This window comes from Pseudomonas capeferrum, from assembly GCF_013523055.1.
Classification (GTDB): domain Bacteria; phylum Pseudomonadota; class Gammaproteobacteria; order Pseudomonadales; family Pseudomonadaceae; genus Aquipseudomonas; species Aquipseudomonas capeferrum_A.
The window spans coordinates 129,187-142,172 of the sequence record NZ_JAAMQM010000010.1; the positions used below are offsets into that span (position 1 = coordinate 129,187).

At 63.5% G+C, this 12,986-nt stretch carries 9 protein-coding genes; 6 read left to right on the top strand and 3 right to left on the bottom strand.

Translation table 11 applies throughout. The features are described from left to right. Positions 1–212: 212 nt before the first annotated feature. Together G7009_RS13255 and G7009_RS13260 are read right to left on the bottom strand one after the other, a co-directional pair. Entirely contained in the window at positions 213–1,412 is a 1,200-nt protein-coding gene (locus G7009_RS13255) for an amino acid aminotransferase (protein WP_181130520.1), read from the bottom strand. A 127-nt stretch (positions 1,413–1,539) separates the two neighbouring features. After that, positions 1,540–2,565, bottom strand: coding sequence for an Ldh family oxidoreductase (locus G7009_RS13260; RefSeq protein WP_181130521.1), 1,026 nt, complete (start codon positions 2,563–2,565; stop codon positions 1,540–1,542). Positions 2,566–3,113: 548 nt separating this feature from the next. On the opposite strand from G7009_RS13260, the gene G7009_RS13265 reads away from it, so the two are divergent. The 6 genes from G7009_RS13265 (at position 3,114) to G7009_RS13290 (ending at position 12,287) form a co-directional block, all read left to right on the top strand. Then, positions 3,114–3,926, top strand: a complete 813-nt coding sequence (locus G7009_RS13265; RefSeq protein WP_181130522.1) for a gamma-glutamyl-gamma-aminobutyrate hydrolase family protein — start codon at positions 3,114–3,116, stop codon at positions 3,924–3,926. Positions 3,927–4,297: 371 nt separating this feature from the next. After that, entirely contained in the window at positions 4,298–5,209 is a 912-nt protein-coding gene (gene kdgD, locus G7009_RS13270) for a 5-dehydro-4-deoxyglucarate dehydratase (protein WP_181130523.1), read from the top strand. Between the two features lie 105 nt (positions 5,210–5,314). Further along, positions 5,315–6,688, top strand: coding sequence for an MFS transporter (locus G7009_RS13275; RefSeq protein WP_181130524.1), 1,374 nt, complete (start codon positions 5,315–5,317; stop codon positions 6,686–6,688). Positions 6,689–6,763: 75 nt separating this feature from the next. After that, positions 6,764–8,317: a galactarate dehydratase gene (gene garD / locus G7009_RS13280; protein WP_181130525.1), complete on the top strand. Its 1,554-nt coding sequence runs from the start codon at positions 6,764–6,766 to the stop codon at positions 8,315–8,317. Between the two features lie 99 nt (positions 8,318–8,416). Continuing rightward, complete coding sequence (locus G7009_RS13285; protein ID WP_181130526.1) at positions 8,417–10,003, top strand: aldehyde dehydrogenase (NADP(+)); 1,587 nt, start codon at positions 8,417–8,419, stop codon at positions 10,001–10,003. A gap of 289 nt (positions 10,004–10,292) precedes the next feature. After that, positions 10,293–12,287, top strand: coding sequence for a peptidase U32 family protein (locus G7009_RS13290; protein ID WP_181130527.1), 1,995 nt, complete (start codon positions 10,293–10,295; stop codon positions 12,285–12,287). A 43-nt stretch (positions 12,288–12,330) separates the two neighbouring features. Here G7009_RS13290 and G7009_RS13295 read toward each other — a convergent pair whose 3' ends face one another. Further along, positions 12,331–12,900 carry a cupin domain-containing protein gene (locus G7009_RS13295; RefSeq protein ID WP_181130528.1) on the bottom strand — a complete coding sequence of 190 codons (570 nt, stop codon included), beginning with the start codon at positions 12,898–12,900 and terminating at the stop codon, positions 12,331–12,333. Between the last annotated feature and the right edge of the window lie 86 nt (positions 12,901–12,986).

Genomic DNA, 12,986 nt, shown 5'->3' on the forward strand with positions numbered 1-12,986 from the left:
CTCGCAAGACTGCAACAGGCTGAGAGTGGCGAAACAGACACTTCGCCCCCTCAACCAAAAAAAGAGGGGCGCGATTGTGCGCCGATTGGTTGCGCTTGCAAAGGCCCACCCGAGGGATGGTTGCACCTTTACCGCAGCGCACACGGCAAGCGCCGGGCGGCGGCGGCCGGGTTCACCCCCCTGCCGCCCTGGCCTGGCGCTCGTCGTAGTGCTTAGCCTGCCTGTACGGCGGCGAAGGCCTCGGCGACGCGGCGCAGGTTGTCGGGACGCAGGCCCGCCATGCACACGCGGCCACTGTCGATCAGGTAGACCCCGAATTCGTCACGCAGGCGACGCACCTGCTCGACGCTGAATCCGGTGTAGCTGAACATCCCGCGCTGGCGCAGGAAGAACTGGAAGTCCTGACCGGGCAACAGCTGCGCGAGCGCATCGACCAGGCCTTGACGCATCTCGAGGATGCGCTGGCGCATCTGCTCGACCTCCGCCACCCATTGGGCATTGAGGTCGGCATCGGACAGGACCCCGGCCACCAGCTGGGCGCCGAAGTTGGGCGGGCTGGAATAATTGCGGCGCACCGTCGCCTTGAGCTGACCGAGCACGCTTTGCGCGGTTTCCTGATCGTCGCATACCACCGACAGCCCCCCTACCCGCTCGCCATACAGCGAGAAGATCTTCGAGAAGGAGTTGCTGACCAGGCAAGGGACGCTGGCGCGGGCCATCTCGCGGATGGCATAGGCGTCTTCCACCAGCCCATCGCCAAAACCCTGATAGGCGATGTCGAGGAACGGGATCAGATTACGCGCCTTGACCACTTCCACCACCTGTCGCCACTGCGCCTGGTCGAGGTCGACACCGGTCGGGTTATGGCAGCAGGGGTGCAGCAGGACGATGCTGTTGGCGGCCAGGTCCTGCAGGGTCGCGAGCATGCCGGCGAAATCCAGGCCACGGCTGGCCTGGTCGAAGTAAGGATAGGTATGCACCTTGAAACCGGCGCCTTCAAAGATCGCCCGGTGGTTGTCCCAGGTCGGATCGCTGACCCAGACTTGCGACTGCGGGAAGTAGCGCTTGAGGAAGTCGGCGCCGACCTTCAGCGCGCCCGAGCCACCGACGGTCTGCACCGTCGCCACGCGGCCTTGCGTCACGGCCGGATGATCGAGACCGAACAGCAGCGCCTGGATCGCCTGGCGGTAGCTCGCCAGGCCTTCCATCGGCAGGTACAGCGAGGCTTCGTGAGGCTTGCCGGCCAGCCGCTTCTCGGCTTCGCCCACGGCCGCCAGCTGCGGAACCACGCCTGCGGCGTCGTAGTACAGACCGATGCTCAGGTTGACCTTGTCGGCGCGGGGATCGGCCTTGAAGGTTTCCATCAACGAGAGAATCGGGTCGCCGGCATAGGCATCGACATGTTTGAACACAGCACGCAGCTCCTTGGTCAGGACAGTTCGGGAAAGAAACAGCCGTGAGGATACCCGTACCGGCGTACAAGGAACATCACTGATCTGCAACACAGTGAATGCAACCTTGCACGGCTTGGGTAACGCATCAGAGCGCGAGCGCGCGCAAGGCGTCGAGCTCCTGCGCATCGAGCGCCACGCCGTCTCGCGCGGCTGCCTCCCGCGCACGGTAACGTCGCTCGCCCGGCATCCGCTGCAACCCCGCCGCCTGCATCTGCTCGACCAGTTCGCGGCTACGCTGGGCAAAGCGTTCACCCTCGGCCTTGGTGGGGTCGATGAGAATGATCAGTTGCCCCGTCCAGGGTGTCTTGGCGCCCGGATGGGCCGACCAGTCGAATTCCCAGGAAAAGTGCCCGCCGGTCAGCGCAGCGGCCAGCAGTTCGACCATCATCGACAGGGCCGAACCTTTATGACCGCCGAACGGCAACAGCGCCCCGCCCTCCAGTATCGCTCGCGGGTCGCGGGTAGGCTGGCCCTGGCTGTCGACGCCCATCCCGGGCGGCAGTTGCTCGCCCTGGCGCGCGGCGATCTGCACGTCACCGTGGGCCATCGCGCTGGTGGCCATGTCGAAGACGATGGGATGCGCGTCTGCGCACGGTGCGGCGAAAGCGATGGGGTTGGTGCCGAACAGGGGTTTGCGCGCGCCATGAGGCACCACGCATGTCATGCTGTTGACCACGCTCAATGCCACCAGGCCCTGCTCGGCGAATGGCTCGACATCCGGCCACAAGGCGGCGAAATGATGTGAGTTGTGAATGGCCAGCACCGCGATGCCGGCGCTGCGAGCTTTCTCCACCAGCAGTGGCCGGGCCGCGGCCAGCGCGGGTTGTGCGAAGCCGCCCATGGCGTCGACGCGCACCACGCCGGCGGCAACGTCGGTGACCTGCGGCCTGGCCTGGCCATCCACCCAACCGCTGGCCAGGGTCGAGACGTATCCCGGAATACGAAAAACGCCATGGCTATGGGCACCGTCACGTTGCGCGCTGGCGCAGTTTTCGGCCAGTACCGCGGCCACTGTCTCGCTGCAGCCGTGCCGTAGGAAGACGCGCTTCAGCAATGCCTGGAGTTCGCTGAATGGCAGGTGTGTGACGGCTCGGATGGCGGATGCGGACATCAGGTGTTCCTCGTAAGGTGTAGGTGGGCGGCAGGCTGATAATGTCGACATTCGGGCGGTCACGACGCTCTGTCAATGACTGAATGGCGGTCGCAAGGAATGCTCATCGGCGAGCCATCCCGCGCCCCGCATCCTGTCGACAGAAGCGGGCACGGGGTGGACGATCCATACACTCCTTATAAAGGGGTGGTATTAATAACCTGACATTTTCTTTTCGCGTCGACATCTTTGAAAGCGGGCAAGCGTGCTCTTTGCGTTCCTGCAATCAACCAACTGCATCGTTAAATATAATTGACCAACACCCTTGGCAAACCCTTGTCACCAAAGGCCCAGGCAGCGCCGGCACGCCGAATTCAGGCGCTTTGGGCTCCTTCAAGATCCTCCCGGTCGTTTGACATATCAAACGGCTCTGGCAAGCTACCTGACAGGCCCCGACCGGTATGCGCCGTTCCCTCGCGCTCCGGCAGTGCTCGGGACCCCAGGTGACGCAGAGGTCCGATCGCGCGCCTGCACAACAATGACAGGCCCCGCCTGTCCCAAGGTGACATATGCCCAACAGCAACATTGGCAATAAGAATCAGCCCTCGCGCAAACCCGTCGTCCTCATGACCATGGGCACCCAGGAGCGCAAGGGTCACGACTATCAGGTCATGACGCACAAATACATCGCGCCGCTGGTGGAGTTCGCCGGCTGCGTGCCGGTCCTCGTACCCACCTGCTGCGGTACCGATGACCTGGAAACCTATCTGGACATGGCCGACGGCATCTACCTGACCGGTGCCGGCAGCAATATCGACCCCGCGCTCTACGGTCAGGAGAACCAAACCCCCGGCAAGGTCCAGGACAAGAACCGCGACCTGTTCGACATCCCTCTGGTGCAACTGGCCATCGCCCGTGGCCTGCCCATCTTCGGCGTCTGCCGGGGCATGCAGGAAATCAACGTGGCCCTGGGCGGCGATATCCACCAGAAGGTTTACGAGGTACCTGGGCTCAACGATCACCGGGAAAACCCGGACGATCCGGTCGACGTCCAGTACGCGGCGGCCCATGGCGTCAAGATCAAGGAAGGCAGCTGGCTGCACGAAACCTTGGGCAGTGACGAGATTCGAGTCAACTCCCTGCATGGCCAAGGCCTGAACAACCTGGGCGAGGGCCTCGAGCCGATCGCGCTGGCCGAAGATGGCCTGGTAGAGGCCATTCATGGGCCTGGCCTGTCGCCGTTCCTCTTCGCCGTGCAGTGGCACCCGGAGTGGCAGGCGGCGCGTAACCCGGATTCGATCAAGATCTTCCGGGCCTTCGGCGACGCGTGTCGCACTCAAGTGCTCAAGGCGCAGGCAGCGAAGCGCCAGCAAGCCGCCTGATCAGCTACTGCCTTACCCCCCTCCCCATGGTCCAGGCCAGTCTCGGACACTCTTTGTGGGGAGGGTTGATCGTTCTCCCGATCCACCCTGCCCGCAGACCCTTTCCTGTCGCTTGTACTGGCAATGCACTGATCGCGCTTGAAACGCACTCTCGACAGAGAGATACGATGACCAGATAACCAGCGCGCCCCTCTGGAAAGCTCATCCTGAAGCGGGAAAACTGAGAAACCTGGTAAACCCCCCCCTTTCCTTCACAACGATAATTTCCAAAAATTTCTATTCAAAGGGCTAGTCATCCTGGAGGTTGTACGATAACTTACCTCCAATCTTGAACAACAACCTTCACCAAGCGCACCAGGATGCTAAAAACAATGAATCCACAAGAACTGAAATCCATCCTCTCCCACGGTCTGCTGTCCTTCCCTGTCACCGATTTCGACGCGCAGGGCGACTTCAACCCCGCCGGTTATAGCAAGCGCCTGGAATGGCTCATGCCCTACGGTGCCAGCGCCTTGTTCGCCGCCGGCGGCACGGGCGAGTTCTTCTCACTGGCCGCCAGTGAATACAGCCAGATCATCAAGACCGCCGTGGACACCTGCGCAGGCTCCGTGCCGATTCTGGCCGGCGTCGGCGGCGCGACCCGCCAGGCCATCGAATATGCCCAGCAAGCCGAGCGTCTGGGTGCCAAGGGATTGTTGCTGCTGCCGCACTACCTGACCGAAGCCAGCCAGGACGGCGTCGCCGCTCATGTCGAGGCGGTCTGCAAGTCGGTCAATATCGGCGTGGTGGTCTACAACCGCAACGTTTGCCGACTCAACGCCACGCAGCTGGAATTGCTCGCTGACCGCTGCCCCAACCTCATCGGTTACAAGGACGGCCTGGGCGACATCGAACTGATGGTGTCGATCCGTCGCCGCCTGGGCGATCGCTTCAGCTACCTGGGCGGCCTGCCCACCGCCGAAGTCTATGCAGCCGCCTACAAGGCACTGGGCGTCCCGGTCTACTCCTCGGCGGTGTTCAACTTCGTGCCGAAAACCGCCATGGACTTCTACCACGCCGTCGCCCGTGAAGATCATGCGACCGTCGGCAAGCTGATCGACGATTTCTTCCTGCCGTACCTGGACATCCGCAACCGCAAGCCCGGCTACGCCGTGAGCATCGTGAAGGCCGGCGCCAAGATCGCCGGTTATGATGCCGGCCCGGTGCGCACACCGCTGACCGACCTCACCGCAGAAGAGTTCGAGATGCTCGCGGCCCTGATGGACAAGCAAGGCGCGCAATAACACCCGAGTGACAGGCGGCCTGCCCTGCCGCCGCCAAAGCGGGTCGATCCCGCTTTGGCATTACAGACAAGCCCGCACAAAAATAATTAGTGGGAGTACATCTGCATGCAAGCGACGAAAAAGACGCATGTGCGCTACCTGATCCTCTTCATGCTGTTCATCGTGACCACGATCAACTACGCAGACCGCGCCACCATTGCCATCGCCGGTTCCAGCCTGCAGAAGGACCTGGGTATCGACGCGGTGACTCTTGGCTACATTTTCTCCGCCTTCGGCTGGGCCTACGTGCTCGGGCAGATTCCCGGCGGCTGGCTGCTCGACCGCTTCGGCTCGAAGAAGGTCTATGCGTTCAGCATCTTTATCTGGTCCCTGTTCACCGTTCTGCAAGGCTTCGTCGGTTACCTGCCGCTGGCCAACGCGATCATCGCGCTGTTCATGCTGCGCTTTCTGGTCGGCTTCGCCGAAGCGCCGTCCTTCCCCGGTAACGCGCGTATCGTCGCCGCCTGGTTTCCCACCGCCGAACGCGGGACGGCATCGGCCATCTTCAACTCCGCGCAGTACTTCGCGACGGTGCTGTTCGCGCCCCTGATGGGCTGGATCGTCCATAGCTGGGGCTGGGAGCATGTGTTCATCGTCATGGGCATCATCGGCATCGGTTTCTCGCTGGTGTGGCTCAAGGTGATCTACAACCCCAAGGAACACCCGATGATCGGGACCGAAGAGCTCGAGCACATCGAGAACAACGGCGGCCTGGTCGACATGGACAAGCCCCGCGGCGACGGCGCCAGTGGCCCGAAGTGGGGCTATATCAAGCAACTGCTGACCAGCCGCATGATGATCGGCGTGTACCTGGGTCAGTACTGCATCAATGCCATCACCTACTTCTTCCTGACCTGGTTCCCGGTGTACCTGGTGCAGGAACGTGGCATGTCGATCCTCAAGGCCGGCTTCATCGCTTCGCTGCCCGCGATCTGCGGTTTCGTCGGCGGCGTGCTCGGTGGCGTATTGTCCGACCACCTGTTGCGTCGCGGCAATTCGCTCACCTTCGCGCGCAAGGCGCCGATTGTCGTCGGCCTGCTGCTGTCGACCTCCATGGTGATCTGCAACTACGTGGACGCCGAGTGGATGGTCGTGGGGATCATGGCCCTGGCCTTCTTCGGCAAAGGGCTGGGCGCGCTGGGCTGGGCCGTGGTGTCGGACACCTCGCCGAAACAGATCGCCGGTCTCTCGGGCGGCATGTTCAACACCTTCGGTAACATCGCTTCGATCACGACGCCGATCATCATCGGCTACATCATCAGCGCTACCGGCTCGTTCAAGTGGGCGCTCGTCTACGTGGGCGCCAATGCGCTGGTCGCGGTGTTCAGCTACCTGGTGATCGTCGGTCCGATCAAGCGCATCGAGCTGCGCGACGCGCCGAAGGACGAAGAGATTCCCGTGCCCTACGACAACAGCGAACTGGCCGACTCGCGTCGCTGAGCCACTGAACGCTGGTACCCACCAAGACGCCAGCGGCTGAAACAAGCCTGAAAAAATGACAAGAAGGGCCTGAACATGCAGTTGATCGAACACTCGGATTCGCCCCGCTACGTTCGCTTGCACGAGACCGACAATGTCGTGGTGGTGGTCAATGATCACGGGCTTGGGGAAGGCAGCCGCTTTCCCGATGGCCTGACCCTGATCGAGGACGTGCCGCAGAGTCACAAGGTCGCCCTGGTGGACATCGCCAAGGGCGAGCCCGTCCGGCGCTATGGGCAGATCATCGGCTACGCCCTGGAGACGCTGCGCCGTGGCAGCTGGGTCCAGGAAACCCAACTGGCCATGCCGGCCGCGCCCGAGCTGGACAGCCTGCCGCACTGCGACGCCGTCCCCGCCGCCATGCCGGCGTTGGAGGGCTATACCTTCGAAGGCTACCGCAACGCCGACGGCACTGTCGGCACGCGCAATATCCTGGGTATCACCACGACCGTGCAATGTGTCACCGGCGTGCTCGACCACGCCGTCAAACGCATTCGCGCCGAGCTGCTGCCCAAGTACCCCAACGTCGATGACGTGGTCGCCCTCACCCACAGCTATGGCTGCGGCGTGGCGATCAGCGCTCGCGACGCCTACATCCCGATCCGCACCGTGCGCAACCTGGCCCGCAACCCCAACCTCGGCGGCGAAGCGCTGGTCATCAGCCTGGGCTGCGAAAAGCTCCAGGCCGGCCAGGTGATGCACGCCGACGACCCTTCGGTGGACCTCAGCGAACCATGGTTGTACCGCCTGCAGGATGCCAGCCTCGGTTTCGTCGAGATGATCGAGCAGATCATGGCCCTGGCCGAGGCGCGCCTGCAGAAGCTGGACCGGCGTCGGCGCGAGACCGTACCTGCCAGCGAGCTGATCCTCGGCATGCAGTGCGGCGGCAGCGACGCCTTCTCCGGCATCACCGCCAACCCCGCGCTCGGCTATGCCGCCGACCTGCTGGTGCGTGCCGGTGCGACCGTGCTGTTCTCCGAAGTGACCGAAGTGCGCGACGCCATCTACATGCTTACCTCCCGCGCGCAGAACCCGGACGTGGCTCAGGCCCTAATCCGCGAGATGGACTGGTACGACCGCTACCTGCAGAGCGGTGAAGCCGATCGCAGCGCCAACACCACGCCTGGGAACAAAAAGGGCGGCCTGTCGAACATCGTCGAGAAATCCCTCGGTTCGATCGTCAAGTCCGGCAGTGGCGCGATTCAGGGCGTGCTGGGCCCGGGCGAGCGTGTCATCCACAAGGGCCTGATCTTCTGCGCTACCCCAGCCAGCGATTTCGTCTGCGGCACCCTGCAGTTGGCCGCCGGGATGAACCTGCATGTCTTCACCACCGGCCGCGGCACGCCCTATGGGCTGGCCATGGCGCCGGTGATCAAGGTCTGCACGCGTTCCGAGCTGGCCCAGCGCTGGCCCGACCTGATCGACGTCGATGCCGGGCGTATCGCCACCGGACGCTCGTCCATCGAGGAACTGGGCTGGGAACTGTTCCACTACTACCTCGATGTCGCCAGTGGCCGTCAGACCACCTGGGCGGAGAAACACAGGTTGCATAACGACATCACCTTGTTCAATCCGGCGCCCATCACTTGATGGGTGGCGCGTGGAGCAACCTTGCGCACCCGCCCCGCGGGCTTGCGCTGCGATGGGTTGCTCATTCCACCGTTTTTCACCTTAACCAGGAGCAACCCCATGCCTGAGATCCTCGGTCATAACTTCATCGCTGGCGAACGTAGCGCGGCTGGCACGCAAAAACTGCAGAGCCTCGATGCATCGACCGGCGAAGCGCTGCCCTACAGCTTCGTTCAAGCCACCGAAGCCGAGGTGGACCAAGCCGCGCAGGCCGCCGCGGGCGCTTTTGCCGAATTTCGCCAGCTGGCACCCAACCGCCGCGCCGAGTTCCTTGAAGCGATCGCCGCCGAACTGGATGAACTGGACGATGCCTTCGTCGCTATCGTCTGCCGCGAGACCGCCCTCCCAGCGGCACGGATCCAGGGCGAGCGCGGCCGTACCAGCGGACAGATGCGGCTGTTCGCGCACGTCTTGCGCCGCGGCGATTATCTGGGCGCACGCATCGATCTGGCGCAACCTGAGCGTCAACCGATGCCGCGCGTCGACCTGCGCCAGATGCGCATTGGCGTAGGTCCGGTCGCCGTATTCGGCGCCAGCAATTTCCCGCTGGCGTTCTCGACCTCCGGTGGCGACACCGCCGCCGCCCTAGCGGCCGGTTGCCCGGTGGTGTTCAAGGCGCACAGCGGCCATATGGCCACCGCCGATCTGGTCGGCTGCGCCATCCAGCGTGCCGCCGAGCGTACCGGCATGCCCAAGGGCGTGTTCAACATGGTCTTCGGAGGCGGTGTCGGCGAGTGGCTGGTCAAGCATCCGGCAATCCAGGCAGTCGGCTTCACCGGTTCGCTCAAGGGCGGCGATGCGCTGTGCCGCATGGCGGCCGAGCGGGCTCAACCGATCCCGGTATTCGCCGAGATGTCCAGCATCAACCCGGTCGTCATCCTGCCAGCCGCGCTGGCCAAGCGCGGCGATGCCATCGCCCGCGAGCTCGCGGGCTCCGTCACCCTGGGCGGCGGCCAGTTCTGCACCAACCCTGGCCTGGTGATCGGTATCAAGTCGACGCACTACGGCCAGCTTCTCGCCGACCTGGGCGCTCATCTGGACCAGCAAGCCGGGCAGACGTTGCTCAATGCAGGCGGCCTGCGCAGCTATGTCGACGGCCTCGCGCACTTGCAGGGTCATGCGGGTATCCAGCACCTGGCCGGTCAGGCGCAGGAAGGCAGCCAGGCGCGCGCTCAGCTGTTCAAGGCCGAGGCGAGCCTGCTGGTCGACGCCGACCCGCTACTTCAGGAAGAAGTCTTCGGCCCGACTACCGTCGCGGTCGAAGTCGCGGATAACGACGAGCTGCGCGCTGCCCTGCTCGGCCTGCGCGGGCAACTGACGGCGACATTGATCGGCGAGCCTGAAGACCTGGAGGCCTACGCCTGGCTGGTACCGCTGCTCGAAGAAAAAGTCGGGCGCATTCTGGTCAACGGCTATCCCACGGGCGTCGAAGTCTGCGACGCCATGGTCCATGGCGGTCCGTACCCGGCCACGTCCGACGCTCGCGGTACGTCGGTCGGCAGCCTGGCCATCGATCGTTTCCTGCGTCCGGTGTGCTACCAGAACTACCCGCAATCCCTGCTGCCGCCGGCTTTGCAGGACGATAACCCCCTGCGTCTGCGCCGACTGGTCAACGGCCAGTACAGCGATGGCGTGATCGGCAGCTGATCGACGTCGTATCCGGGGCTGATAAATGCGGGTCGAGGCTACAGGGGTCGTAGATGCATGAATCTGAGCTGCGGCCCCGGTTCTGGATAGATGTCCAACATTGATGGCAATGGCCCCAGGTAGGAGCGACTGTCTTGCGCAAAATTCGAAGTGCATGCATTTCGAATTTTGCGCAAGACGGTCGCTTCTATCAGACGCCCTTGCGCGCCTTCCGGCAGCAGGCGCGTGCCCCGGGGGCTTTTCACCGGTACAATGCGCGCCACCGTGACAAGCCGAATCAGAAAAAGACATGTCCCTGCCCAAACATCAGTTGGAACTGCTCAGCCCTGCCCGCGACGTGGCCATTGCCCGTGAAGCGATCCTGCACGGCGCCGACGCCGTCTACATCGGCGGCCCGAGCTTCGGCGCCCGCCATAACGCCTGCAATGACGTCGGCGATATCGCCGGACTGGTGGAATTCGCCCGGCGCTACCACGCGCGGGTCTTCACCACCATCAACACCATCCTCCACGACAACGAGCTGGAACCGGCGCGTCGGCTGATCCACCAGCTGTACGACGCCGGTGTCGACGCGCTGATCGTCCAGGACCTGGGCGTGATGGAGCTCGATATCCCGCCGATCGAGCTGCACGCCAGCACCCAGACCGATATCCGCACCCTCGAGCGGGCGAAGTTCCTCGACCAGGCCGGTTTCTCCCAGTTGGTCCTGGCGCGCGAACTCAACCTGCAAGAGATCCGCACCATCGCCGCCGAGACCGACGCGGCCATCGAATTCTTCATCCATGGTGCGCTCTGCGTGGCGTTTTCCGGCCAGTGCAACATCTCCCACGCGCAGACCGGCCGCAGCGCCAACCGTGGCGACTGCTCCCAGGCCTGCCGCCTGCCCTACACGCTGAAGGATGATCAGGGCCGCGTGGTCGCGTTCGAGAAGCACCTGCTGTCGATGAAAGACAACAACCAGAGCGCCAACCTGAGCGATCTGGTCGATGCCGGCGTGCGCTCGTTCAAGATCGAGGGGCGCTACAAGGACATGGGCTACGTGAAGAACATCACGGCTTATTACCGCCAGCGCCTGGACCAGATACTCGAGGGGCGCCCGGAGCTCGCGCGCGCATCCAGTGGCCGCACCGCGCACTTCTTCGTCCCTGATCCAGACAAGACCTTCCACCGCGGCAGCACCGACTATTTCGTCAGCGAGCGCAAGATCGACATCGGCGCGTTCGACTCACCGACCTTCACCGGCTTGGCGGTGGGCGTGGTGGAAAAGGTCGGCAAGCGCGACCTGCAGGTGGTTACCCATGAGCCCCTGTCCAACGGCGACGGTCTCAACGTGTTGGTCAAGCGGGATGTCGTGGGCTTCCGGGCGAACATTGCCGAGCCGCGAGGCGAGTTCGACGAGGAAGGCCAGAAACGCTATCGCTATCGGGTCGAGCCCAACGAGATGCCCGACGGCTTGCACCGCCTGCGCCCGAATCATCCGCTGAATCGCAACCTGGACCATAACTGGCAGCAGGCGCTGCTCAAGACCTCCTCCGAGCGCCGTGTCGGCCTGTCCTGGCATGCCACCCTGGACGAAAATCGCCTGCGACTGAACGCCACCAGCGAAGAAGGCATTCGAGCCAGCGTGACGCTGGACGGTCCGTTCGGCTTGGCCAACAAGCCGCAACAGGCGCTTGACCAACTGCGCGACCTGCTTGGCCAGCTGGGTACCACCCAGTACCATGCCACGGCCATCGAGCTGGAAGCGGCGCAAGCCTTCTTCATCCCCAACTCACAGCTCAAGACCTTGCGCAGGGAGGCCATCGAGGCGCTTACCCTGGCCCGCGTCGAGGCGCACCCACGTGGCGCGCGCAAGGCCGAGACCGACCCGGCGCCGGTCTATCCGGAGTCGCACCTGTCGTTCCTGGCGAACGTCTACAACCAGAAAGCTCGCGATTTCTATCATCGCCATGGGGTCAAGCTGATCGATGCGGCCTACGAGGCGCACGAAGAAGCGGGCGAGGTCCCGGTGATGATCACCAAGCACTGCCTGCGCTTCTCCTTCAACCTGTGCCCCAAGCAGGCCAAGGGCGTGACCGGGGTTCGCACCAAGGTAGCGCCGATGCAACTGATCCAGGGTGATGAGGTGCTGACCCTGAAGTTCGATTGCAAGCCGTGCGAAATGCATATCATCGGCAAGATGAAGAGCCACATCCTCGACCTGCCGCACCTGGGCAGCGGGGTGGCGCAGGTGGTCGGGCATATCAGTCCCGAAGACCTGCTCAAGACCATTCCACGAAGCTGAGAACGGTTGGCTACATGCGGGGCGAGCACGCTGCCCCGCATGGTTACCGCCGACTTTCCTGGGGTTTCGCCTGGCGCCACGTTTCCATCAGCGTCCCCTGCTGGCCAGTTACCGGATCAGCCCCTGGCAACGCGACCTGGGCAATTCGCGCGAGCGCTGCGTCCCGACTGCGCGGGCTGGGCCGTTCGATGTCATATCCTTCCTGTCCCTTGGGATAGGCGCCGATCACCAGGAAGTCGCTGCTGCTGTCCACGCAGCAGTGTCCGACACCCGCTGGCAGTATCACGACCTGCCCTTCTTTCAGGACCAGTGTCTTTCCCTGTTCCCCTCCCAGCGTCACCCTCGCCTGCCCACTTACCACACCCAATGCTTCGTGTGCATTGGGATGATAATGGTGATAGTCGAAGATGCCGTCGCGCCATAACGGCACCCAGCCATGCCGCGCGAACAGCGCTTCCAAAGCTGCGGCACGGTCCAGGCCGGCGTGCCACTGCAGCTCGTAGATGAGGACGGGTAACGGACTGTTAGGCGTCGCCCCGTCATCCTGGAAGTACAGTTGCCCAGGTGCCTGGGGTGAGCTGAAAGGCAGGGAGAATTCATCGGCGGCTAACATGATCTCGGTCTCGATGACGGCCTAGTTGAGAGTCGACTTACTGCATGGGGGTTCAATCGCAATCATCACAGGCATCAGCCCATTGG